This is a genomic window from Serratia sp. BNK-10, assembly GCF_047456065.1.
Taxonomy (GTDB): domain Bacteria; phylum Pseudomonadota; class Gammaproteobacteria; order Enterobacterales; family Enterobacteriaceae; genus Serratia; species Serratia ureilytica.
Map to the genome: position 1 here is coordinate 3,628,245 of NZ_CP179894.1, position 23,987 is coordinate 3,652,231.

Annotated in this window: 25 protein-coding genes and 1 riboswitch; of the genes, 20 read left to right on the forward strand and 5 right to left on the reverse strand. The window is 62.3% G+C overall.

All coding sequences use genetic code 11. The features are described from left to right. The first annotated feature begins 6 nt into the window (after positions 1 to 6). The 3 genes from mdtD to baeR are packed head-to-tail and all read left to right on the forward strand — an operon-like array spanning position 7 to position 3,532. On the forward strand, positions 7 to 1,437 hold the full coding sequence (gene mdtD / locus ACMGG9_RS17495) for a multidrug transporter subunit MdtD (RefSeq protein ID WP_033644060.1): 1,431 nt from the start codon (positions 7 to 9) through the stop codon (positions 1,435 to 1,437). Further along, the gene (gene baeS / locus ACMGG9_RS17500) at positions 1,434 to 2,816 is read left to right on the forward strand and encodes a two-component system sensor histidine kinase BaeS (RefSeq protein WP_116286540.1); all 1,383 of its coding nucleotides are present in this window, start codon (positions 1,434 to 1,436) and stop codon (positions 2,814 to 2,816) included. Before mdtD ends, baeS begins: the two co-directional genes overlap by 4 nt. Continuing rightward, positions 2,816 to 3,532, forward strand: a complete 717-nt coding sequence (baeR, locus tag ACMGG9_RS17505) for a two-component system response regulator BaeR (RefSeq protein WP_414161597.1) — start codon at positions 2,816 to 2,818, stop codon at positions 3,530 to 3,532. Before baeS ends, baeR begins: the two co-directional genes overlap by 1 nt. Positions 3,533 to 3,539: 7 nt before the next feature. Here the strand turns inward: baeR and ACMGG9_RS17510 are convergent, their stop codons facing one another. Both ACMGG9_RS17510 and ACMGG9_RS17515 read right to left on the reverse strand, forming a co-directional pair. Continuing rightward, entirely contained in the window at positions 3,540 to 3,929 is a 390-nt protein-coding gene (locus ACMGG9_RS17510) for a type II toxin-antitoxin system VapC family toxin (RefSeq protein ID WP_108681740.1), read from the reverse strand. 3 nt (positions 3,930 to 3,932) lie between these two features. Further along, entirely contained in the window at positions 3,933 to 4,196 is a 264-nt protein-coding gene (locus ACMGG9_RS17515) for an antitoxin (RefSeq protein WP_019452401.1), read from the reverse strand. Between the two features lie 337 nt (positions 4,197 to 4,533). Between ACMGG9_RS17515 and ACMGG9_RS17520 the strand changes: the two genes are divergently transcribed. From ACMGG9_RS17520 to gutQ, 17 genes are all read left to right on the forward strand, one after another. After that, positions 4,534 to 4,872, forward strand: coding sequence for a YegP family protein (locus tag ACMGG9_RS17520; RefSeq protein WP_033644064.1), 339 nt, complete (start codon positions 4,534 to 4,536; stop codon positions 4,870 to 4,872). 178 nt (positions 4,873 to 5,050) lie between these two features. After that, positions 5,051 to 6,403, forward strand: a complete 1,353-nt coding sequence (gene yegQ / locus ACMGG9_RS17525; protein ID WP_046897730.1) for a tRNA 5-hydroxyuridine modification protein YegQ — start codon at positions 5,051 to 5,053, stop codon at positions 6,401 to 6,403. Positions 6,404 to 6,870: 467 nt separating this feature from the next. Beyond that, the gene (yegS, locus tag ACMGG9_RS17530) at positions 6,871 to 7,776 is read left to right on the forward strand and encodes a lipid kinase YegS (protein ID WP_033644066.1); all 906 of its coding nucleotides are present in this window, start codon (positions 6,871 to 6,873) and stop codon (positions 7,774 to 7,776) included. Positions 7,777 to 7,944: 168 nt separating this feature from the next. Further along, complete coding sequence (manD, locus tag ACMGG9_RS17535; protein ID WP_047574071.1) at positions 7,945 to 9,159, forward strand: D-mannonate dehydratase ManD; 1,215 nt, start codon at positions 7,945 to 7,947, stop codon at positions 9,157 to 9,159. Between the two features lie 5 nt (positions 9,160 to 9,164). Continuing rightward, entirely contained in the window at positions 9,165 to 10,181 is a 1,017-nt protein-coding gene (locus ACMGG9_RS17540) for a Zn-dependent oxidoreductase (RefSeq protein ID WP_175403949.1), read from the forward strand. Positions 10,182 to 10,272: 91 nt separating this feature from the next. Beyond that, complete coding sequence (locus tag ACMGG9_RS17545; RefSeq protein WP_197823053.1) at positions 10,273 to 11,562, forward strand: MFS transporter; 1,290 nt, start codon at positions 10,273 to 10,275, stop codon at positions 11,560 to 11,562. 52 nt (positions 11,563 to 11,614) lie between these two features. After that, positions 11,615 to 13,120 (forward strand): mannitol dehydrogenase family protein, encoded by a 1,506-nt coding sequence (locus ACMGG9_RS17550; protein WP_213588061.1) that lies wholly within the window; start codon positions 11,615 to 11,617, stop codon positions 13,118 to 13,120. Then, complete coding sequence (locus ACMGG9_RS17555; RefSeq protein WP_069100800.1) at positions 13,101 to 14,432, forward strand: MFS transporter; 1,332 nt, start codon at positions 13,101 to 13,103, stop codon at positions 14,430 to 14,432. Before ACMGG9_RS17550 ends, ACMGG9_RS17555 begins: the two co-directional genes overlap by 20 nt. A 98-nt stretch (positions 14,433 to 14,530) precedes the next feature. Then, positions 14,531 to 15,217, forward strand: coding sequence for a GntR family transcriptional regulator (locus ACMGG9_RS17560; RefSeq protein WP_060660360.1), 687 nt, complete (start codon positions 14,531 to 14,533; stop codon positions 15,215 to 15,217). Positions 15,218 to 15,423: 206 nt separating this feature from the next. Continuing rightward, entirely contained in the window at positions 15,424 to 16,473 is a 1,050-nt protein-coding gene (gene fbaB, locus ACMGG9_RS17565) for a class I fructose-bisphosphate aldolase (protein ID WP_015378749.1), read from the forward strand. Positions 16,474 to 16,708: 235 nt separating this feature from the next. Beyond that, positions 16,709 to 17,257, forward strand: a complete 549-nt coding sequence (locus ACMGG9_RS17570) for a PTS glucitol/sorbitol transporter subunit IIC (protein ID WP_004941528.1) — start codon at positions 16,709 to 16,711, stop codon at positions 17,255 to 17,257. Between the two features lie 15 nt (positions 17,258 to 17,272). Further along, the gene (locus ACMGG9_RS17575) at positions 17,273 to 18,256 is read left to right on the forward strand and encodes a PTS glucitol/sorbitol transporter subunit IIB (RefSeq protein WP_042785195.1); all 984 of its coding nucleotides are present in this window, start codon (positions 17,273 to 17,275) and stop codon (positions 18,254 to 18,256) included. 22 nt (positions 18,257 to 18,278) lie between these two features. Further along, positions 18,279 to 18,641: a PTS glucitol/sorbitol transporter subunit IIA gene (srlB, locus tag ACMGG9_RS17580; RefSeq protein WP_004941520.1), complete on the forward strand. Its 363-nt coding sequence runs from the start codon at positions 18,279 to 18,281 to the stop codon at positions 18,639 to 18,641. A 10-nt stretch (positions 18,642 to 18,651) separates the two neighbouring features. After that, a complete protein-coding gene (srlD, locus tag ACMGG9_RS17585) occupies positions 18,652 to 19,431 on the forward strand; it encodes a sorbitol-6-phosphate dehydrogenase (RefSeq protein WP_033644069.1) in 780 nt (259 codons plus the stop codon). A 46-nt stretch (positions 19,432 to 19,477) separates the two neighbouring features. Further along, on the forward strand, positions 19,478 to 19,834 hold the full coding sequence (gene gutM / locus ACMGG9_RS17590; protein WP_004941515.1) for a transcriptional regulator GutM: 357 nt from the start codon (positions 19,478 to 19,480) through the stop codon (positions 19,832 to 19,834). 83 nt (positions 19,835 to 19,917) lie between these two features. Continuing rightward, positions 19,918 to 20,691, forward strand: coding sequence for a glucitol operon DNA-binding transcriptional repressor SrlR (srlR, locus tag ACMGG9_RS17595; protein WP_033644070.1), 774 nt, complete (start codon positions 19,918 to 19,920; stop codon positions 20,689 to 20,691). Next, complete coding sequence (gene gutQ / locus ACMGG9_RS17600; protein ID WP_049270680.1) at positions 20,684 to 21,655, forward strand: arabinose-5-phosphate isomerase GutQ; 972 nt, start codon at positions 20,684 to 20,686, stop codon at positions 21,653 to 21,655. Before srlR ends, gutQ begins: the two co-directional genes overlap by 8 nt. A gap of 39 nt (positions 21,656 to 21,694) precedes the next feature. Here the strand turns inward: gutQ and ACMGG9_RS17605 are convergent, their stop codons facing one another. From ACMGG9_RS17605 to thiM, 3 genes are all read right to left on the reverse strand, one after another. Next, on the reverse strand, positions 21,695 to 22,153 hold the full coding sequence (locus ACMGG9_RS17605; RefSeq protein ID WP_033648850.1) for an inhibitor of vertebrate lysozyme family protein: 459 nt from the start codon (positions 22,151 to 22,153) through the stop codon (positions 21,695 to 21,697). A gap of 83 nt (positions 22,154 to 22,236) precedes the next feature. Then, complete coding sequence (thiD, locus tag ACMGG9_RS17610; RefSeq protein ID WP_414161598.1) at positions 22,237 to 23,037, reverse strand: bifunctional hydroxymethylpyrimidine kinase/phosphomethylpyrimidine kinase; 801 nt, start codon at positions 23,035 to 23,037, stop codon at positions 22,237 to 22,239. After that, positions 23,037 to 23,828 (reverse strand): hydroxyethylthiazole kinase, encoded by a 792-nt coding sequence (gene thiM, locus ACMGG9_RS17615; RefSeq protein WP_414161599.1) that lies wholly within the window; start codon positions 23,826 to 23,828, stop codon positions 23,037 to 23,039. The genes thiD and thiM overlap by 1 nt, the downstream gene beginning before the upstream one ends. Positions 23,829 to 23,863: 35 nt before the next feature. After that, positions 23,864 to 23,960: riboswitch (TPP riboswitch) on the reverse strand. Positions 23,961 to 23,987: the final 27 nt, after the last annotated feature.

Sequence of the window (23,987 nt, forward strand, 5' to 3'; positions counted from 1 at the left end):
CGACCGATGCTGATGAAACACACCGCCACGGTACGTTGGCAACTCTGGATAGTGGCGTTCGGCTTCTTTATGCAGACGCTGGATACCACTATCGTCAATACCGCCCTGCCCTCGATGGCCGCCAGCCTGGGGGAGAACCCGCTGCGCATGCAGTCGGTGATCGTCGCCTATGTGCTGACGGTGGCGGTGACGCTGCCGGCCAGCGGCTGGCTGGCGGACAAGGTCGGCGTACAGCGGGTGTTTTTCAGCGCCATCGTGCTGTTTACCCTCGGCTCCCTCCTCTGCGCCCGCTCGGCAACCCTGAACGAGCTGATCGCCTCGCGCGTGCTTCAGGGCATCGGCGGCGCGATGATGGTGCCGGTCGGCCGCCTGACGGTGATGAAGATCGTGCCGCGCGAGCAGTACATGGCGGCGATGACCTTCGTGACGCTGCCGGGCCAGATCGGCCCGCTGATGGGGCCGGCGCTGGGCGGACTTCTGGTGCAATACGCCAGCTGGCACTGGATTTTCCTGATCAATATTCCGGTGGGCATCGTGGGCGCCATCGCCACGCTGCTGCTGATGCCCAACTACCAAATGCAGACCCGCCGCTTCGATCTCAGCGGCTTTTTCCTGCTGGCGATCGGCATGGCGTCGCTGACGCTGGCGCTCGACGGCCACAAAGGCATGGGCCTGACCGGCGGCGCCATCGCCGGCCTGGTGGCGCTGGGCGCGGCGGCGTTGTTGGGGTATGTTTGGCATGCCTACGGCAATAGCCGCGCCCTGTTCTCGCTGCGGCTGCTGCGCACCCCGACCTACAAGATCGGGCTGCTGGCCAGCCTGCTGGGGCGCATCGGCAGCGGCATGCTGCCGTTCATGACACCGCTGTTTCTGCAGGTGGGCATGGGCTTCACGCCGTTCCACGCCGGGCTGATGATGATCCCGATGATCATCGGCAGCATGGGCATGAAGCGCATCGTGGTGCAGGTGGTCAACCGCTTCGGCTACCGCAACGTGCTGGTGGCCGCCACGCTGCTGCTGGCGCTGGTCAGCCTGAGTTTCCTGCTGGCGGCGATGCTCGGCTGGCTGTGGCTGCTGCCGGTGATACTGTTCTTCCAGGGGATGGTCAACGCATTGCGCTTCTCGGCGATGAATACCCTGACGCTGAAAGACCTGCCGGACCGGCTGGCCAGCAGCGGCAACAGCCTGTTGTCGATGGTCATGCAGCTGTCGATGAGCCTCGGCGTCAGCGTCGCCGGCATCTTGATCGGCAGCTTCGCCCATCACCAGGCGGTGGCCGACAGCCCGGCCATCCACAGCGCATTTATTTACAGCTACTGCTGTATGGCGTTGATTATCGCCCTGCCCGCGCTGGCCTTCGCGCGCGTGCCGGCGGATAGCGCGCCTAACCGCACGCTGGCCAAAGAGCCGGGCACCGGCTCAACGAGGTTGCAATGAAGATAGGCATTACCGGGAAGCTGTTCCTGGCCATTTTCGCCACCTGCATGCTGGTGTTGATCACCATGCACTGGGGGGTGCGCGTCAGCTTTGAGCGCGGTTTTATCGACTACATCAAGAGCAGTAACGAGCAGCGCATCAACATGCTGAGCGAAGCGCTGGAGGAGCAGTACAGCCATCATGGCAACTGGATATTCCTGCGCAACAACGATCAGGTGGTCTACCAAATCATGCGTTCGTTCGAGCAGAACAGCGACAGCAGCCACAACCTGCCGCCCAAAGGCTGGCGCACCCAGTTTTGGGTGGTGGACAGCCAGTTCAATCGGCTGGTCGGGCATTCCGGCCCGTTGCCGAAAGAGGGGCCGCGCCACCCGATCCGCTACAACAACGAGATCGTCGGTTGGGTGCTCACTACCCCGGTCGAACGCCTGACGCGCAATACCGACATCAACTTCGATCGCCAGCAGCGCCGCACCAGCTGGATCATCGTCGCGCTCTCCACCCTGCTGGCGGCGGCGGTGACCTGGCTGCTGTCGCGCGGCATGCTGGCCCCGGTTAAACGCCTGGTGGCGGGCACCCATCGATTGGCGGCGGGCGACTTCACCGCCCGCGTGGCGGTCAGCAGCCAGGATGAGCTGGGCAGGCTGGCGCACGACTTCAACCAGTTGGCCACCTCGCTGGAGAAAAATGAACAGATGCGCCGCGCCTTTATGGCCGACGTGTCGCACGAACTGCGCACGCCGCTGGCGGTGCTGCGCGGCGAGCTGGAGGCGCTGCAGGACGGCGTGCGCCAGCCAACGCCCGCGTCGCTCAACTCGCTGCAGGCCGAGGTGTCCACCCTGACCAAACTGGTCGACGACCTGCACCAGCTTTCGCTCTCCGATCTCGGCGCGCTGGCCTATCGCAAATCGTCGGTGGACTGCGTGCATCTGCTGCAGATCGCCGTCGCCGCCTTCCGCGAGCGCTTTCGCGCCAAAGGGCTGGAGATCGTCACCCATCTGCCGCCCCAGGCGCCGCTGTTCGGCGATCCCGATCGCCTGAATCAGCTGTTCAATAACCTGTTGGAAAACAGCCTGCGCTACACCGATGCCGGCGGCCGGCTGGAAATCAGCGCCGAGCTGCAGCCGGGGCGGCTGTCCCTCTGCTGGCAGGACAGCGCGCCGGGCATCAGCGATCAGCAACTGACGCGCATTTTCGAACGTTTCTACCGGGCGGAAGGCTCGCGCAACCGCGCCAGCGGCGGTTCCGGATTGGGGCTGGCGATCTGCCACAACATCGTGGAAGCGCACGACGGGAAAATCCGCGCCGAGCATTCGCCTTTAGGCGGCGTGCGCATTACAGTAGAATTTGCTACCCCGATAAAAAATAAGGCGCCCTGATGGACATTCAGAATCAACCCGTGCAGATCATGATTGTTGAAGATGAGCCCAAGCTGGGCCAGCTGCTGGTGGATTATCTGCAGGCGGCGGGCTACGCCACCCGTTGGCTGACCAACGGCAACGAAGTGGTGCCGACCGTGCACCAGCATCCGCCGGCGCTGATCTTGCTCGATCTGATGCTGCCGGGCGCCGATGGGCTGACGGTGTGCCGCGAGCTGCGCCGCTTCAGCGACGTGCCGATCGTGATGGTGACGGCGAAAATCGAAGAGATTGACCGCCTGCTGGGGCTGGAGATCGGCGCCGACGATTACATCTGCAAACCCTACAGCCCGCGCGAGGTGGTGGCGCGGGTGAAAACCATCCTGCGCCGCAGCTATCGGCCGCAGGAGAATGCGCGGGAAGATGACCTGTTGCACATCGATGAACCGCGTTTCCAGGCCAGCTATCAGGGGCAATTGCTGGATCTGACGCCAGCGGAGTTCCGCCTGCTGAAAACGTTGGCCAGCCAGCCGGGCAACGTATTTTCGCGCGAGCAGCTGCTGAATAACCTGTATGACGACTATCGGGTGGTCACCGACCGCACCATCGACAGCCACATCAAAAACCTGCGCCGCAAGCTGGAGCTGATCGACGGGCAAAAATCCTTTATCCGCTCGGTATACGGCGTCGGTTACCGCTGGGAAGCCGAACCCTGCCGGCTGGTGAATGGGATCTAGGGGGAAATCAGCGCGTCCAGTCCTCAACCGCCAATCCGGGCACCATGGCGAATGCGCGATCGTTGGTCACCAGCGTCGCGCCACGGCTCTGCGCATGAGCGGCGATCAGTTGATCCATCGCGCCCATGATTTTCCCCTTTCTCTCCATGTTTGCCCGCATTTCACCGTAACAGCGGGCAGCCTCGCTATCCCATGCATAGACCGTCACCGCGGCAAGAAAGGCCTCGACCATGCTTTGCAACGCCTTGTTCCGCCGTTTAGCCACACCGTAAAGCAGTTCCGCCTCCGTGACGCTGGAAATACATACGGCAGAAGGCGGCAGCTTTTCCATGACGTTAAGCACCTGCGGATGCTGCCGAAACAAGTGGCTGACGGTGTTGGTATCAAACATGTACATCGCCTATTCGTCCTCTGAGAATGGATCGCGGTCTGCAACCCCTTGCTGACGATCTTCCGCGCCAAGAAACTCTTGCGGCACCGGCGTTTGGGCGATAATGCTCAGCAGCGGTGCCCAGCTGTCCGGCTTTGCTGGATATTTGGATAAAATCACGTTGCCCTCCCTATCGCGACGGATATAGACACGATCCGTATCAAATTCAAATTCCACCGGTAACCTCACCGCCTGATTTCTGCCGTTTTTAAACAGCTTTGCGATTCTTTCCATCTCGACACCCCCACAGCTGGCATAGGCCAAAGCATATGCCTGTAGCGTGTCGATGCCAAGATATATCGCTCATTTTTCATCCACATTGACGAAACGGCCAAACAGTAACGCACAGTCTCACGGGTTGAAACCCTGCTCCCCTCATTATGCGGTGCGCTGCGCAATCACCGCCCCTCACTTAGCTTCCCGTGCGGCGCCGGGCTTCTCGGGCGAAAACTCCGCGCCGGCGCAAAAAAATTGCGCATTTTTTCGACTAAGCTGCTGTGAGGTTTAGCCACCGATTTTCAAGCGATTGGCTACACTTACATCACGAATCGGAACCTACAGGAGAAGAACCATGGCAATCGGTCATTACGAGCTGAAAAAAGCAAAGAACGGACAGTACCACTTCAACCTGAAAGCCAGTAACGGCGAGATCATTCTGGCCAGCGAGATGTACGCCAGCAAAGCGTCGGCGGAGAACGGCATCGCCTCGGTGCAGACCAATTCGCCGCATGAAGCGCAGTTTGAGCTGAAGCACAGCACCAGCAACCAGCCCTACTTTGTGCTGAAGGCCAAGAACCATCAGGTGATCGGCGTCAGCGAAATGTACAGCTCCGAAAGCGCAGCCAAAAACGGTATCCAGTCGGTGATTAAAAACGGCCCGACCACCGATATTCGCGATTTGAGCGCCTGATCCCCCGTTTCGCCCGCGCGGTGGCCGCCATCGCGCGTTTTCCGTTTGACCGGGATCAATCTCCCTTGAATAAATCCGGTTAACTGCTGATTTTTTGCCGCGCCGCGGCTACAATCCCCCGCTTTTACTGCGCCATCAGGTGGCGTGGTGCTGACCTGAAATCAGACCGAGACACACTATGTTTACACCGGAACTTCTCTCCCCGGCCGGAACGCTGAAAAACATGCGTTACGCCTTCGCCTACGGCGCCGATGCGGTTTACGCCGGCCAGCCGCGCTACAGCCTGCGGGTGCGCAACAACGAGTTCAACCACGAGAATCTGGCGCAGGGCATCAACGAAGCGCACGCGCTGGGTAAAAAATTCTACGTGGTGGTCAACATCGCCCCGCACAACGCCAAGCTGAAAACCTTCCTGCGCGATCTGAAACCAGTAGTCGATATGGGCCCGGATGCGCTGATCATGTCCGATCCTGGCCTGATCATGATGGTGCGCGAAGCCTTCCCGCAGATGGACATCCACCTGTCGGTGCAGGCCAACGCCGTTAACTGGGCGACGGTGAAGTTCTGGAAACAAATGGGCCTGACCCGCGTGATCCTGTCGCGCGAGCTGTCGCTGGAAGAGATCGCCGAGATCCGCGCCGAAGTGCCGGACATGGAGCTGGAGATCTTCGTCCACGGCGCGCTGTGCATGGCCTACTCCGGCCGCTGCCTGCTGTCCGGCTATATCAACAAGCGCGATCCCAACCAGGGCACCTGCACCAACGCCTGCCGTTGGCAGTACAAGGCGGAAGAAGGCAAAGAGGACGACACCGGCAATATCGTGCACCTGCACGAGCCGATCCCGGTGCAGACCGTCGAGCCGACGCTGGGCATCGGCGCGCCGACCGACAAGGTATTCATGCTGTCTGAGGCGCAAAAACCAGGCGAATATATGAGCGCCTTCGAGGACGAACACGGCACCTACATCATGAACTCCAAGGATCTGCGCGCCATCCAGCACGTAGAGCGTCTGACGCAGCTCGGCGTGCATTCGTTGAAGATCGAAGGACGCACCAAGTCCTTTTACTACTGCGCGCGCACCGCCCAGGTCTACCGCCGCGCCATCGACGACGCCGTTGCCGGCAAACCGTTCGATCCGACCCTGCTCACCACGCTGGAAGGCCTGGCGCACCGCGGCTATACCGAAGGCTTCCTGCGCCGCCACGTGCACGAAGCGCAGCAGAACTACGAATACGGCTCTTCGCTCTCCGAGCGCCAGCAGTTCGTCGGCGAGTTCACCGGCGTGCGCCGCGAAGGCTGGGCGGAAGTCGACGTGAAGAATAAATTCTCACTCGGCGACAGCGTCGAGATGATGACGCCGGGCGGCAACGTGCTGTTCACCCTCGAAAGCATGCAAAATAAGAAAGGCGAGCCGATTGAGGTCGCGCCGGGCAACGGCCATATCGTTTATTTGCCGATCCCGCAGGATATCGATCTCAATTATGCTTTGCTGATCCGCAATTTGGCGGAAGAAAATAGCGCCGGAGCCTAACAATGAATCGCCGTCATTCGGCGGCGATTTTTAGCAAATATTAGAATTGGATCACATCAATGTGCCCGCAGCTTGGTTACTATCACGCTGCTTAAAACGAACAACGAAAATATTTGCATAGCAATACTAGGAACCACCTCCTTAGCCGGCCCAATCTCCCTTGGGCTGGCTTTTTCTTTATGGGCCCGCCATTGCCGCCGGCGCGCCTATTTCTCATTGCGTTTTCCCGTTATCCATTTTAATAAAAATAATAACGCCACATCGATATATAAATAACGCTATAGCGATTAATCCTGCCGCCATTAAAATTGCGCTTATTGTCAGGTTAAATTCAGATAAATTCGCATCGTCTTCATATTCACGGCGCAATGGGAAATAACAGGAATTAGCTGAATATTCTGATGGCTTGGCGGCCTAGGCTGGTTTATCTTGAGGCATTATTGGTTTTCCGCCGGAGGAGCTCGGCAATGCCTCAACACTCACATGCACCAGCACTGCTTATCATCAACGGCAAGGGCGCCGGCAACGAAGAGCTGCGCCAGGCCGTCAACCGGCTGCGCGAAGAGCAGATAACGCTGCACGTGCGCGTCACCTGGGAACACGGCGACGCCGCGCGCTACGTCGCGGAAGCCGCTCGGCTCGGCGTCGGCACCGTCGTCGCCGGCGGCGGTGACGGCACCATTAACGAAGTGGCCGCCGCGCTGGCGCAACTGCCGGCGCAAGGTCGGCCGGCGCTGGGCATTTTGCCGCTCGGCACCGCCAACGACTTCGCCATGGCCTGCAACATTCCCCTCTCGCCCGAGCAGGCGCTGCAACTGGCGATCAAGGGACGCTCGGTGCCTATCGATCTGGCCAAGGTCAACGGCGAGCGCTACTTCATCAACATGGCCACCGGCGGCTTCGGCACCCGTATCACCACTGAAACGCCGGAGAAGCTGAAAGCGGCGTTGGGCGGCGTGTCCTACTTCGTTCACGGCTTGCTGCGCATGGATACGCTGCAGGCCGACCGCTGTGAAATCCGCGGGCCGGACTTCCGCTGGGCCGGCGAAGCGCTGGTGATCGGCATCGGCAACGGCAAACAAGCCGGCGGCGGCCAGGAACTGTGCCCCAACGCGCTGATTAACGACGGGCAGTTGCAGCTGCGCCTGCTGATCGCCGATGAACTGCTGCCGGCGCTGGTGGCCGCCCTGTTCAACGACGAAGAGAGCAACAGCATCCTCAGCGCCGCGCTGCCGTGGCTGGAGATCGACGCGCCGCATGAGATGACCTTCAACCTCGACGGCGAGCCGCTCAAAGGCCGCCATTTCCGCATCGAAGTGGTGCCGCAGGCCATCGAATGCCGCCTGCCGCCGAACTGCGCCCTGCTGGGCTGACCTTGTCGGGCGCAGCCGCTGCGCCCCGCTTCTTCCCCTCCGTTCATCCGCTTCCACTCGCGATCAAATGTGATCCTCTCCGGCAAATTCATCAATTCATACTTGTATGGTAGTTAGTTCATGGCGTATTTTCGCGCTATCTCTCCGCAGCTACAGGATGTGAAGGTTATGAAAATCGTCAACGCCGAGGTGTTCGTCACCTGCCCGGGGCGCAACTTTGTCACGCTGAAAATCACCACCGATGACGGCATCATCGGCCTCGGTGACGCCACGCTGAACGGGCGCGAATTGCCGGTGGCCTCTTACCTGAAAGATCACCTCTGCCCGCAGTTGATCGGCCGCGACGCGCAGCGGATCGAAGACCTCTGGCAATTCTTCTACAAAGGCGCTTACTGGCGGCGCGGCCCGGTGACCATGTCCGCCATTTCCGCCGTCGACATGGCGCTGTGGGACATCAAGGCCAAGGCCGCCAATATGCCGCTGTATCAGCTGTTGGGCGGCGCCTCGCGCTCGGGAGTGATGGTGTATTGCCATACCACCGGCCACTCGATCGACGAGGTGCTCGACGACTATGCCAAACATAAAGAGCAAGGTTTTAAGGCGATCCGTGTGCAATGCGGCGTGCCGGGCATGAAAACCACCTATGGTATGGCCAAGGGCAAAGGCCAGGCCTATGAGCCGGCCACCAAGGGCGAATGGCCGGAAGAGCAGCTGTGGTCGACGGAGAAATACCTCGATTTCACCCCCAAACTGTTCGATGCGGTGCGCAACAAGTTCGGCTTCAACGAGCATCTGCTGCACGACATGCACCACCGCCTGACGCCGATCGAAGCGGCGCGCTTCGGTAAAAGCGCCGAGCCGTATCGTCTGTTCTGGATGGAAGATCCGACGCCGGCGGAAAATCAGGCCTGTTTCCGCCTGATCCGTCAGCATACCGTCACGCCGATCGCCGTCGGCGAGGTGTTCAACAGCATCTGGGACTGCAAACAGCTGATTGAAGAGCAACTGATCGACTACATCCGCACCACCCTGACGCACGCGGGCGGTATCACCGGCATGCGGCGCATCGCCGACTTCGCCTCGCTGTATCAGGTGCGCACCGGTTCACACGGCCCCTCCGATCTGTCGCCGATCTGCATGGCGGCGGCGCTGCACTTCGATCTGTGGGTCCCAAACTTCGGCGTGCAGGAATACATGGGCTATTCCGAGCAAATGCTCGAGGTGTTCCCGCACAGCTGGACGTTCGACGACGGCTATATGCATCCGGGCGACAAGCCGGGCATCGGCATCGAGTTCAACGAGAAGCTGGCGGCCCGTTACCCCTATGAACCGGCCTACCTGCCGGTCGCGCGTCTGGAGGATGGCACTTTATGGAACTGGTAAACACCATGCGCAGCGTCGTGATAGAACAGCCCGGGCGCCTGGCGCTGCAGACGCGCGCGCTGCCACAGCCGGCGGCCGGCGAGGTGCGGGTCAAGGTGAAATTCGCCGGTATCTGCGGCTCCGACGTCCATATCTATCACGGCCATAACCCGTTCGCCCGCTATCCGCGGGTGATCGGCCACGAGTTCTTCGGCCTGGTCGATGCGCTGGGCGAAGGCGTCGATCCGGCGCGCCTCGGCGAACGCGTCTCGGTAGACCCGGTGGTGAGCTGCGGCCACTGCTATCCCTGTTCGGTCGGCCGCCCCAACGTCTGCACCTCGCTGCAGGTGATCGGCGTGCACCGCGACGGCGGCTTCAGCGACTACGCCTGCGTGCCGGCGCGCAATGCCTATCCGGTTCCGGCCGCCATCAGCGATCGCCACGCCGCGATGATCGAACCCTTCACCATCGCCGCCAACATTACCGCCCATCTGCAACCGCGCCCCGACGACATCGCGCTGATCTACGGCGCCGGGCCGATGGGGCTCACGGTGATCCAGACGCTGAAAGGCGTGTACGGCGTCAAGCAGGTGTGGGTCGTCGATCGCATCGCCGAACGGCTGGAGATGGCGCGCGCCAACGGTGCTGATGAAGTGTTCAACAACGCCGAGGCCGCATTGCCTCAGGCGCTGCAGCAGCGAGGCGTTCAGCCGACGCTGATCGTCGATGCCGCCTGCCACCCCGCCATTTTGCCGGAGGCGATCGCGCTGGCTTCGCCGGCGGCGCGCATCGGCATCATGGGCTTTTCCGGCGACGCCTGCACCCTGACCCAGCAGAGCATCACCAGCAAGGAGCTGTCGATCTTCTCCTCGCGCCTGAACAGCGCGCGCTTCCCGCAGGTGATCGCCTGGATGGCGGACGGCAAGCTGGACCCGCAGCGGCTACTCACCCACTGCGTGCCCGCCGGCGACGTCGAACGGGCAATGCAGATGTTCGAGCGGGATCAGCGCACCTGCTGCAAGGTACTGCTGCAGTTCGAGTAACGTCACGGCAGCATCGGGGCATGGGGCGGCACCCGCCGCCCGTGCAAACAACGAAGCATCACGATTAAAACGACACCCAGTGGAGTGCTTTATGTTTAAGAACCTGCGTTGGACCATCGTGTTCCTGCTGTTCATGGTCTACATGATCAACTACCTCGATCGCGTGGCGCTGTCGATCACCGTGCCGATGATCGAACAGGATCTGATGCTAAACGCCGAACAGTTCGGCCTGATCTTCGGCAGCTTCTTCTTCGGCTACGCCATCTTCAACTTCGTCGGCGGGCTGGCGGTCGACCGTTTCGGCCCGACGCTGGTGTTAGGCGTGGCGGTCGGTCTGTGGTCCATCTTCTGCGGCATGACGGCGATCGCCACCGGCTTTTACTCGATGCTGATCCTGCGCGTCCTGTTCGGCATGGCCGAAGGGCCGATTTGCGCCTCGGCCAACAAGATGATCAACGGCTGGTTCCCGAAGAAGCAGGCGGCAACCGCCATGGGCCTGCTCAGCGCCGGTTCGCCGTTGGGCGGCGCGGTGGCCGGGCCGATCGTCGGCTATCTGGCGCTGGCGTTCGGCTGGCGGCCAGCGTTTATGATCATCTGCGCCATCGGCATCGTCTGGATGCTGGTGTGGTTCTTCGTGGTGGCGGATAACCCGGCGAAAAGCCAGCGCGTCAGCAACGAAGAACGGGCGCTGATCGCACGGTTGAAACAGGAAAACCTCGGCGAGGAAAGTGCGCTGAGCGACGCCGCGCACGGGCTGGGTTACTACCTGAAGCAGCCGATCATTCTGGTCACCGCCTTCGCCTTCTTCTGCTACAACTACATCCTGTTCTTCTTCCTGAGCTGGTTCCCCTCGTATCTGGTGCAGGCGCACAACCTGAACATCAAAGAGATGAGCCTGACCACGATGATCCCGTGGATCGTCGGCTTCGTCGGGCTGGCGCTCGGCGGCTATATTTCGGACAAAATCTTCAACATCACCGGCAAATTGCTGCTGTCGCGCAAGATCGTGCTGGTCACCAGCCTGCTGGCGGCGGCGGTGTGCGTGGCGCTGGCGGGCACCGTCAGCAGCGTGGTGCCGGCGGTGATGCTGATGTCAGTGTCGATCTTCTTCCTCTACATTACCGGCGCTCTCTACTGGGCGATTATCCAGGACGTAGTGCATAAATCCCGGGTCGGTGGCGCCAGCGGGTTCATTCATTTGATCGGCAGCGTCTCCGGCATCATCGGGCCGATCGTCACCGGCTACATCGTGCAGAACACCGGCAAATTCGACAGCGCCTTTATGCTGGCGGGCGGCGTCGCCGCGCTGGGCGCGCTGCTGGTGCTGCTGGTGATCAAGGCGCCGCGCGCAACGGCGGGCGTGCAAATCTTAAAACCCTAACGCCAGGCGGGGCGGCTTCGCCCCTTTGCTTACCTCTCCAGGGACATTGAACATGAGACTTTCCGACCGCAGCGCGCTGCCGGCCGCCGTTATCCGGCCCGGCTACGCACGTGAGCGCGTGAAACCGCGCATGGCGCATATCGGCTTCGGCGCGTTTCACCGCGCGCACCAGGCGATGTACGCCGACAGGCTGGCCAGCGAGCACGGCAGTGACTGGGGCTACTGCGAAATCAGCATGCAGCACGGCTGGCAAAAGATCGCCGACCTGCAGCAACAGGATCTGCTGTTCTCGGTGGCGGAGATGGACGACGATGGCTGGCGGGGCCGGGTCATCGGCGTGGTGCGCCAGGCGCTGCACCTGCAAACCGACGGGCTGGCGGCAGTGCTGGCGGCGCTGACGCAGCCCGAGATCGCCATCGTCTCGTTGACCATCAGCGAAAAGGGCTATTGCCACCACCCCGCCAGCGGCCGACTGATGGCGGAACACCCGGCGATCGCGCATGATATCGCCCACCCGGCACAGCCGGAGTCGGCGCCGGGGCTGCTGCTGGCGGCGCTGCGCCTGCGCCGTGAACGCGGGCTGCCGCCGTTCGCCGTGATGTCCTGCGATAACATGCCGGCTAACGGTCGGGTCACGCGCCAGGTGCTGGTCGAACTGGCACAGCGGCAGGATCCGGCGTTGGCCGACTGGGTGCGTCAAGAGGTCGCCTTCCCTTCCACCATGGTGGATCGCATCGTGCCGGCGATGACGCAGGAAGCCCGCGGGCAGCTCAATGCTTGGTTGGGCGGCGCCGAAGATGAGGTCGGCGTGGCCTGCGAGCCGTTCAGCCAGTGGGTCATTGAGGACCGCTTTCCCCAGGGGCGCCCGGCCTGGGAAAAGGCTGGCGCCGAACTGGTGAGCGACGTGCTGCCGTACGAGGAGATGAAGCTGCGCATGCTGAACGGCAGCCATTCGTTCCTCGCTTATCTCGGTTATCTGGCCGGCTATCAGCACGTCGGCGACTGCATGCAGGATGCGGATTTTGTCCGCGCCGCCCGTCACCTGATGCTGGCGGAACAGGCGCCGACCCTGCAGGTGCCGAACGTCGATTTGGTGCAGTATGCCGACTCGCTGCTGCAACGTTACCGCAACCGCGCGCTGAAGCACCGCACCGCGCAGATCGCCATGGACGGCACGCAGAAGCTGCCGCAGCGGCTGTTGGACGCGATCCGCTGGCATCTGGCGCGCGGCAGCCGCTTCGACTGCCTGGCGCTGGGCGTCGCCGGCTGGATGCGCTACGTCGGCGGCCGCGATGAACAAGGCGCGCCGATCGCCATCAGCGATCCGCTGCGCGAACGCCTCGCCGCGTTGGTCGCCGGCAGCGAGGAAGGCCGGCCCCGCGTCCTGGCGCTGCTGCAACTCGACAGCGTCTTCGGCCACGATCTGCCCGATTCACCTGACTTCGTCAACGCCGTCAGCCACGCTTATCATCAACTGCTGAGCCTGGGGGCCAAAGCCGCCGTCGCCGCTCTGCCGCTTACCGACCGGGAGGTTTCCGATGACCATCACCACGCATAACGCCGTCAATACCGGCAATCAACCGCTGCTGCGGCGCGTCGCCAGCGCGTCGGCCATCGGCACTGCCGCCGAATACTATGATTTCTTCGCCTACGGCACCGCCGCGGTGCTGTTCTTCGGCCAGCTGTTTTTCCCCAGCGCCGATCCGCTGATCAGCACGCTGGCGGCCTTCGCCACCTACGCGGTCGGTTTCCTGGCGCGTCCGCTGGGCGGCATCGTGTTCGGCCACATCGGCGACAAGGTCGGCCGCAAGAAGGCGCTGGTGATCACCATCCTGATCGTCGGCCTCGGTACCTTCTGCATCGGCCTGCTGCCCACCTATGAGCAGATCGGCATCTGGGCGCCGCTCGCGCTGATCTTTATCCGCGTGCTGCAGGGCTTCGGCGTCGGCGGCGAACAGGCCGGCGCGGTGCTGATGACCGCCGAATACGCGCCACCGCCGCGGCGTGGCTTCTACGCCAGCTGGGTGCAGATCGGCGCGCCGGCCGGTTTCCTGCTGCCGTCCGGGCTGTTCGCGCTGCTGACCGCCGTGCTGTCGCCGGCGCAGATGCTGGACTGGGGCTGGCGCATTCCGTTCCTGCTCAGCCTGCTGCTGGTGCTGGTCGGGCTGTTTATTCGCCTGAAGATCGACGAGTCGCCGGTGTTTACCCAGATCCGCGCCACCAAGGCGGTGGAGAGCCGGCCGGTGGTGGAAGTGGCCCGCAGCTATCCCGGCCTTATCGGCAAAGGGGTGTGCGCCAAGCTGATCGAGGCCTGCGCCTTCGCCATGTTCACGGTGATCGTACTGGCCTACGGCAAGGCCAACCACCTCAACGAAAGCATTCTGCTGGAGGCGATGATCGTGGCGGTGCTGCTGGAGATTTTCGCCATTCCGCTGATGGGCCGCCTCTCCGATCGACTGGGGCGCAAACCGGTTTACATCGCCGGCGCGCTGCTGCAGGTGGTATGCATCGTGCCGTTCTTTATGGCGATCAACCTCGATAATTTCTGGGTAACGCAGATCGCCATGATCGTGGTGCTGACCTTCGGCCACAGCATGTGCTACGCGCCGCAGGCCTCTTACTTCCCGGAGCTGTTCCCCACCCGCGTGCGCTGCAGCGGCATCGCGCTGATCTGGCAGATCGGCTCGCTGATCGGCAGCGGCATTCTCGGGCTGTTGGCGGTGAAGATCCTGCAGGTGACCGGCGGCCACTACTACGGGCTGGCAGGGTACATGATGGTGCTGGGCGTGGTGTCGGCCATCGGCCTGAGCCTGATGCCGGAAACCGCGCCAGGGCGGCGCAAGCAGGAATATCAGGATTGGCATCACTGAGTTACCCTGCCCGGCGGGTAGATTTATCCACCCGCCCTTAACCAATAATCTGCTAGTATGGTGGCATTCGAATTCCAGCCAGATGCCTGATTGTCGCCATGTCTGAAACGTACAGTCTCACCAACAACGTCCCGGTCAACCAACAGATCTATCGCTTCCTGCGCAAGGATATCGTCGACTGCACCATCCCCCCCGGCACCCTGCTGTCCGAGAAAGAGATCTCCACCCGCTTTTGCGTTTCGCGCCAGCCGGTACGCGAAGCCTTCATCAAGCTGGCGGAGGCCGGCCTGGTTCAGATCCTGCCGCAGCGCGGCACCTTCGTGATGAAAATCTCCGCCAAGCGCGTGGCCGACGGGCGCTTTATCCGTCAGGCGGTGGAATGCGCCATCGTGCGCCGCGCGGCCGAGCGCGCCACCCCGGCGCAGCTGATGACGCTGGAGCATAACCTGCACCGCCAGGCGCTGGCGGCGCAGAACGGGCAAACGCGCGAGTTTTTGGCGCTGGACGACGAATTCCACCAGCTGCTGACCCAGTTTGCCGACTGCCCGCTGGCGTGGGAGACCATCGAAACCATCAAGGCCACCATGGATCGGGTGCGTTTCCTCAGCCTGAGCGAAGTCTCGCCGCCGGAGAGCCTGATCAAGCAGCACTACCGCATCTACGAAGCGCTGAAAGCGCGCGATGCCGAGGCGGCGGAGCGCGCCATCCACGATCATCTGCAGGAGATGATCTACTCCATCACCCCGATCTCCCAACAGAATACCGCGTGGTTCGAGATCGAATAATCAACCGCTTAGCAAGCCGGGGGCGATCGCCCCCGCGTATTTGGCCACGCCAATGGCATTTCCTCTCAATCGCATCTATTGTTTGTCCTTGCCGGAGCAAGTTCGGTAGCATCGCTTTACAGCTTCAATCACCGCTTTTTTACTACGCCGGTGGTCAAAAACCCTTGCATTGCCGGTGTATGAAGAAGCTTAATCGGGAGTGAATCATGACTGATATTGTGCAGTTGCTAGGAAAGGAAGCGGAAGATCTGCTGCAACACCGCTGTACCACTATCCCCGCCGAGAATCTCTACCTGCCGGGCGCCGACTTCGTCGACCGCGTAATGATCGATAACAACCGCCCCAACAGCGTGCTGCGTTCGATGCAAACCCTGTTCAACCACGGCCGCCTGGGCGGCACCGGTTATCTGTCTATCCTGCCGGTCGATCAGGGCATCGAGCACTCCGCCGCCGCCTCGTTCGCCGCCAACCCGCTGTATTTCGATCCGAAGAACATCGTCGAGCTGGCGATTGAAGCCGGCTGTAACTGCGTCGCCTCCACCTACGGCGTGCTGGCGTCGGTATCGCGCCGCTACGCGCATAAAATTCCGTTCCTGGTCAAACTCAACCACAACGAAACGCTGAGCTACCCGACCCAGTACGACCAGACCCTGTACGCCAGCGTCGAGCAGGCGTTCAACATGGGCGCAGTGGCGGTTGGCGCCACCATTTACTTCGGCTCCGAGCAGTCGCGCCGCCAGATCGAAGAGATCTCGATCGCCTTCGAGCGCGCGCATGAGCTGGGCATGGTCACGGTGCTGTGGGCCTATCTGCGCAACCCGGCGTTCAACAAGGACGGCGTGGACTACCACTCCAGCGCCGATCTGACCGGCCAAGCCAACCACATCGCCGCCACCATCGGCGCCGACATCGTCAAACAGAAAATGGCCGAAAACAACGGCGGTTACCGCGCGGTGAAATTCGGCTATACCGACGATCGCGTCTACACCAAGCTGACCACCGATCACCCGATCGATCTGGTGCGCTACCAGCTGGCCAACTGCTACATGGGCCGCGCCGGGCTGATCAACTCCGGCGGCGCCGCCGGTGAGAACGATCTGCAGGAATCGGTGCGCACCGCAGTGATCAACAAACGCGCCGGCGGCATGGGCCTGATCCTGGGGCGTAAAGCGTTTAAGAAATCGATGAAAGACGGCGTGGCGCTGATCAACGCCGTACAAGACGCCTACCTGGACAAGAAGGTCACCATCGCCTGATGTGACAGACCGCCTGTCCCAAAGCCCGGTTCGCCGGGCTTTTTTGTGCCCGTTTTCTCCCCCTCGTGCCACAGATCTTCTCTTTCTTTCACTTTAAACTTTCAAAATAAAATATTTATCTTTCAAATTGTGATCTATTTAAAACAAATAGCCCAACAAAGTGACTACTGTAAGGCCCATGGCGACAGAGCCGCCGTTCGCTCCAGGCCATATCAGTCCATTACAGGAGAACATAATGATTGAGCTAATCACCCACGGCGCCGAGTGGTTTATCGGCCTGTTTCAGAAAGGCGGTGAAGTGTTTGTCGGCATGGTGACCGGCATTTTGCCTTTATTGATCAGCCTGCTGGTTATCATGAACGCGCTGATCAAATTTGTTGGCCAGGAACGTATCGAACGATTGGCACAGCGCTGCGCGGGCAACCCCGTTTCGCGTTATCTGCTGCTGCCGCTGATCGGCACCTTTGTCTTCTGCAACCCGATGACCCTCAGCCTGGGGCGTTTCATGCCGGAGAAATACAAGCCGAGCTACTACGCGGCGGCTTCCTACAGCTGCCACTCGATGAACGGCCTGTTTCCGCACATCAACCCCGGCGAACTGTTCGTTTACCTCGGCATCGCCAGCGGCCTGACCACCCTCGGCCTGCCGCTCGGCCCGTTGGCGGTGAGCTATTTCCTGGTGGGGCTGTTCACCAACTTCTTCCGCGGCTGGGTCACCGATCTCACCACCAGTCTGTTCGAACGCAAGATGGGCATCCGTCTGGATCGCCAGGTGCAACTTTAATTCGTGGAGTGCAGCATGAGTGCTTATATCCGTATTGAAAAAGGCGCCAGCGGCTGGGGCGGCCCCCTGGAACTGCCGATAGAACCCGGCAAAAAAGTGGTGTACATCACCGCCGGCACCCGGCCTTCCATCGTCGATCGCCTCAGCGAATTGACCGGATGGCCCGCCGTCGACGGTTTCAAAGAGGGCGAGCCGCCGGCGGAAGAGATCGGCGTGGCAGTGATCGACTGCGGCGGCACCCTGCGCTGCGGCCTGTACCCGAAACGCCGCATTCCGACGGTCAACATCCACGCTACCGGCCAGTCCGGCCCACTGGCGCAGTTTATCCTCGAAGACATCTATGTCTCCGGCGTGCGCGACCACAACATCAGCCGAATCGACGCGACGGAGAACCCACCCGCCGCCGCCGCCGTTGCAGCGCCGCCCAAGGCGCGCGACTACGACACCAGCAAGAAGATCACCGAACAAAGCGACGGGCTGCTGGCGAAGGTCGGCATGGGCATGGGATCGGTGGTGGCGGTGTTCTTCCAGGCCGGGCGCGACACTATCGACACCGTGCTGAAGACCATTCTGCCGTTTATGGCATTCGTCTCGGCCTTGATCGGCATCATCATGGCCTCCGGCCTCGGGGACTTTATCGCTCACGGCCTGACGCCGCTGGCCAACAGCCCGATCGGCCTGGTGACGTTGGCGCTGATCTGCTCATTCCCGCTGCTGTCGCCGTTCCTCGGCCCCGGCGCGGTCATCGCCCAGGTGATCGGCGTGCTGGTCGGGGTGCAGATCGGCCTCGGCCATATCCCGCCGCAGCTGGCGCTGCCCGCGCTGTTCGCCATCAACGCGCAGGCCGCCTGCGATTTCATTCCGGTCGGCCTGTCGCTGGCGGAAGCCAAACAGGACACCGTACGGGTCGGCGTGCCTTCAGTGCTGGTTGGGCGCTTTCTGACCGGCGCGCCAACGGTCCTGATCGCCTGGGCCGCCTCGGCCTTTATTTATCAATAGCATGATTTCCAGGGAGACGTTTATGCACACCATTTTTCATACCACCATCACGCAGATCGGCGGCTGCGCCCGCGACGCGTTGCTGGACAACATGCTGATCACTTTCCGTGAAGGCGCGCCGGCGGATATCGAAGAGTTCTGCTTTATCCACCGCCACGGCGCGACCGCCGGTGAGCTGCAGGTCGGCGGCGTGATGGAACTGGCGCAGCAGCGCTACGCCATCACCGCCGTCGGCAGCGTCGCCACGCAGAATCTGCGCGAACTGGGCCACATCACCGTGCGCTTCGACGGAGAAGCCGAAGCCGAATTCCCCGGCTCGATCCACGTTTCCGGCCCGACGCCGACCGATATCCCGTTGGGCAGCACGCTGTCATTTATCGCATAAGGAGTAGACCATGTCTGAAGTAGCTGTAGTGATCGGCGGCGGCCAAACGTTAGGCGCCTTTTTGTCCCACGGGCTGGCGCAGGCCGGCTATAGGGTGGCGGTGGCCGATCTGAACGCCGACAACGCCAATCGGGTGGCGCGGCAGATCAACGAAGAGTACGGCGCTGGCAGCGCCTGCGGTTTTCAGGCCGACGCCACCGACGAGCAGAGCGTGATCGCGCTGGCGGCGGCGGTTGACCGGGAATTTGGCCAAACCAACCTGCTGGTCTACAGCGCCGGCATCGCCAAGGCGGCGCCGATCACCGATTTCCCGCTGGGTGACTTCGACCGCTCGCTGCAGGTGAACCTGGTGGGCTATTTCCTCTGCGCCCGCGAGTTCTCGCGCCTGATGATCCGCGACGGCATCGCCGGGCGCATCATTCAGATCAACTCCAAGTCCGGCAAAGTCGGCAGCAAGCACAACTCCGGCTATAGCGCCGCCAAGTTCGGCGGCGTGGGGCTGACGCAGTCGCTGGCGCTCGATCTGGCGGAATACGGCATTACCGTGCATTCACTGATGCTCGGCAACCTGCTGAAATCGCCGATGTTTCAATCGCTGCTGCCGCAGTACGCGCAAAAATTGGGCATCGCGCCGGACCAGGTGGAGCAATACTACATCGACAAAGTGCCGCTGAAGCGCGGCTGCGACTACCAGGACGTGCTGAACACCCTGCTGTTCTACGCCAGCGATAAGGCCTCTTACTGCACCGGCCAATCGATCAACATCACCGGCGGCCAGGTGATGTTCTGACGCCACCGACGCCCCCTTCCGCGGAAGGGGGCATAAGGAGAACCCCATGACACAAGCTTTGATCGCCTTCGCGCTACTGGCCTGGCTGCTGCAAATCGCCTTCGGCTGGTGGCAACTGCAACGTTTTAACCGCGCCTTCGACGGCTTATGCCGACTGGGCGCCGTCGGCGTCGGCCGCTCCGGCGGCCGTTTCCGCCCACGGGTGGTGCTGGCGCTGGCCTTCGACGCCGATCGGCGGGTGTGCGGCAGCCTGTTGCTGCGCGGCCTGACCGTTTTCGCCCGGCCCCGCCCGCTGCCTCATTTGCACGGTTTGCATCAGCGGGATTTGCGCCCGGATGTGATCTTCCCCGAGGATCGCGCATGCCAGTCTGCACTATCGTTAGCGATTGAACCCAAATCGTGATATTTTCACATTAAAAGGCATTACCTTTCATAGTGAATTATTCAGCGAGGGGAAATGCCCCACTCTTGTGAACGGGAATCGCGATGAAACCAAAGCAGCGGCAGGCCGCTATCCTTGAATATCTGCAGCAGCATGGCAAAACGGCAGTGGACGCCCTGGCCGAGCATTTCTCCACTACCGGCACCACCATCCGCAAAGATCTCACCCTGCTGGAAGAAGAAGGCGAGGTGATCCGCACCTACGGCGGCGTAGTACTCAGCCGCGACGACGGCGATCAGCCAATCGACCGTAAAACCCATATCAACACCGAGAAAAAACGCCGCATCGCCAGCGCCGCCGTGGCGCTGATCGCCGACGGCGACTCGCTGATCTTCGACGCTGGCAGCACGGTGCTGCAGATGGTGCCGCACCTGGCGCAGTTCAATAACATCACGGTGATGACCAACAGCCTGACCATCGTCAACGCGCTGGTGGAACTGGACAACGATCAGACCATCCTGATGCCCGGCGGCACCTACCGCAAAAAATCGGCCTCGTTCCACGGCAGCCTGGCCGAATCGGCGTTTCAGCAATTCAGCTTCGACAAGCTGTTTATCGGCGCGGACGGCGTCGATCTCAACGCCGGCGTCACCACCTTCAACGAAGTGCACAACGTCAGCAAAGCGATGTGCGAAGCCGCCGGCCGCATTATTTTGTTGGTGGACTCCTCGAAATTCGGCCGCAAGAGCCCGAACGTGGTGTGCGAACTCAGCGCCGTCGATACGCTGATCACCGACCGAGACATCAACCCCGATTACCTCGCCGCCCTGCAGGCGAAAGGCATCAATATCATTCTGGTAGGAGACCCCGATGAGTAACGCCAACGCCCTGCTCGCCTTCGCCCGCGAAACGCTGGAGATCGAGTTGACCGAAGCGCAGCGCCTGCTGGCGCGCCTGGATGACAATTTCGTCTGCGCCTGCGAGCTGCTGCTGAACTGCCGCGGCAAAGCGGTGATTTCCGGCATCGGCAAGTCCGGCCATATCGGCAAAAAAATCGCCGCGTCGCTGGCCAGCACCGGCACGCCGTCGTTCTTCGTTCATCCGGCGGAGGCGCTGCACGGCGATCTCGGCATGATCGGCGCCGACGACGTGGTGGTGTTCATCTCCTACTCCGGCCGCGCCAAAGAGCTGGACCTGATCCTGCCGCTGCTGGCGGAGAACGGCATTCCGGTGATCGCCATCACCGGCGGCAAAGAGTCGCCGCTGGCGCAGGCCGCGGCATGCGTACTGGATATCGGCGTCGAGCGCGAAGCCTGCCCGATGGGGCTGGCGCCCACCTCCAGCGCGGTCAACACCCTGATGATGGGCGACGCTCTGGCGATGGCGCTGATGCGCCAGCGCGGTTTCAATGCGGAAGACTTCGCCCGCTCGCACCCGGGCGGCAGCCTGGGGGCGCGCCTGTTGAACCGCGTGCATCACCTGATGCGCACCGGCGATCGCCTGCCGCGCGTGAGCGAAAGCGCCAACGTGATGGAAGCGATGCTGGAACTGAGCCGCACCGGGCTCGGGTTGGTGGCGGTGTGCGACGCGCAGCAGCGGGTAGTGGGCGTGTTTACCGACGGCGACCTGCGCCGCTGGCTGGTGAAGGGCAACAGCCTGCAGGATCCGCTCAGCCCGGCGATCACCCGCCCCGGCTATCGGCTGCCGGAGCAGTGGCGCGCCGGCGAAGCGCTGGAAGCGCTGCACGAACAGCACATCAGCGCGGCCCCGGTGGTCGATATGGACGGCGTGCTGGTGGGGGCGCTCAACCTGCACGATCTGCATCAGGCCGGCATTGGCTGATCGACGCCGGGGGCGGCATCGTCAGCGCCCCCGGTCAGATCATTTCCAGTCGGGATTGTTCTCAAACTGCTGCTTAAGCAGCGCTTTCATGTCGTCATCCGGCTTGCCGAGCCACTGGTACTTGGCGTATTTCTTCGGATGATCGACGGCTTCCGGCCGATCTTCCACCGCGACTCGCACGCCCCAGGCCTGGGATTTATCCGCGCTGAACGCCACGATCAAAAAGTTGTTGCCGCAGTCGTGCGGTTTGCACAGATTGCCGACCAGATACTCTTTGCCCTTCCAGCTCAGGTTTTGCGCCGGCGTAGAGGTGCCGACGCCCTTGCGCGCCCAGCCCGGCATCCGCGCCTGGCCTTTGACCATGTTTTGCCAGCTGGCCTGATACCCCGGCTGCTGAATCAAATCCGATGTGGTGACGATCTGCTGAGCGAAGCTGCCCGCGCTGAAGCTGAGCAGTGCGCCGAAGAGGGCGCAACGCAGCGCCTGGTGTCCCGTCATAGTCCTTCTCCCTAGGTTAAATCAGGTTTCGCCCGTAAACCGGGCCTGAACTAGTCAGACCACGGTTGCGGCAAAAAGTTGACTCACCACCAGGCGTGAAAATGATGCACCGGCCCGATGCCGTGCCCCACTTCCAGCGTATCCGCCTGTTGCAGCGCGTGTTGCAGGTAGTCCTTGGCGGCGGCCACCGTGGCCGCCCAGTCGGCATGGCACGGGCGCAGCGCCGCCAACGCGGCTGAGAGCGTGCAACCGGTGCCGTGAGTGTGGCGGGTGGCGACGCGCGGCGCGGTAAAGCGCTGCTCGCCTTCGGCGGTAAACAGCCAGTCCGGGCTCTCGCTTTCGCTCAGGTGGCCGCCCTTCATCAGCACCGCCCGGCAGCCCATCGCCAGCAGCGCCCGCCCCTGCTCGCGCATCTGCGCTTCATCTTCCGCCGGCGCGCACGCCAGCAGCGCCGCCGCTTCCGGCAGGTTCGGCGTAATGATCGACACCAGCGGCAACAGCTCGCGCCGGATAGACTCTACCGCCTCCGGCGCCAACAGCGGATCGCCGCTTTTCGCCAGCATCACGGTATCCAGCACCACGAATTCCGGCCGGTAATGGCGCAGCCGTTCGGCCACCGCCTGCACGATGTCGGCGTTGGCCAGCATGCCGATCTTGACGCTGTCGATGCGCACGTCGCTGAACACCGAGTCCAGCTGCGCGGCGACGAACGCCGGATCGATGTAATACACCGACTGCACGCCGCGGGTATTTTGCGCCACCAGCGCGGTAATCACCGAGGTGCCGTAGGCGCCAAGCGCCGAGAAGGCCTTCAAATCGGCCTGAATGCCGGCGCCGCCGCTGGGATCGGTGCCGGCGATGGTCAGGGCGTTAATGCGTTTCATCACAGATCCTCCCCGCGCAGTTGATACAGCGCATCGAGGAACGCCGGCGTAAAGCTGCCCGGCCCGGCGGCCTGCCTGGCCGCCAGGCCGCCGCAGTGGGACATCACCCGGCAGGCGGTCGCCACGTTGTCCAGGCGATCGCCCGGCAGGGCGCAAAACGCCGCCACCACCGCCGACAGCGCGCAGCCGGTGCCCACCACCCGCGTCATCAGCGGAGAGCCGCCTTCGATCGCCCAATCGCGTTGGCCGTCGGTGATGTAATCCACCGCGCCGGTGACCGCCACCACCGCGCCGCTGCGCTGCGCCAGCTCACGCGCGGCGGGCAATGCCGCCAGCGAGTCGTCGCCGCTATCCACGCCGCGGCCGCTGGCCAGCAACCCGCTGAGCGCCATGATTTCCGAGGCGTTGCCGCGTATCGCCGCCGGTTTCTCGTCCAGCAGCTGTTTGGCGAAGGCGGTGCGGTAGGAGAGCGCGCCGACCGCCACCGGATCCAGCGTCCAGGGCTTGCCGGCCCGATTGGCGGCGGCCACCGCCGCCCGCATCGATTCGGCGCGCAGCGCGTTGAGGGTGCCGACGTTGATCAGCAGGCCGTCGGCCAGCGCGCTGAACTGCGCCGCCTCTTGCGGCTCCACCACCATCGCCGGAGAGGCGCCGAGCGCCAATAGCACGTTGGCGGTCAGCGACTGCACCACTTCGTTGGTCAGGCAGTGGATCAGCGGAGGCCGCTGTTGGAATTGGGTCAGGCAGGCCGCGGCGCGGGCGCCGGGTAGTGCATCAGGTCGAGCGATCATATTCCTCCCAACCGGCGTTCAAGAAGGCGGCGCCGGTTGAGCGGCCGTGACTTCCCTACGCTGGCATTATCCAGATCAGGTAATACGGGTATTTCTCAGCCTTCACGCGGAAGGGCACCCCGAGTCATGAAAATCAATAGGTTGTGATCAACGTTGCGT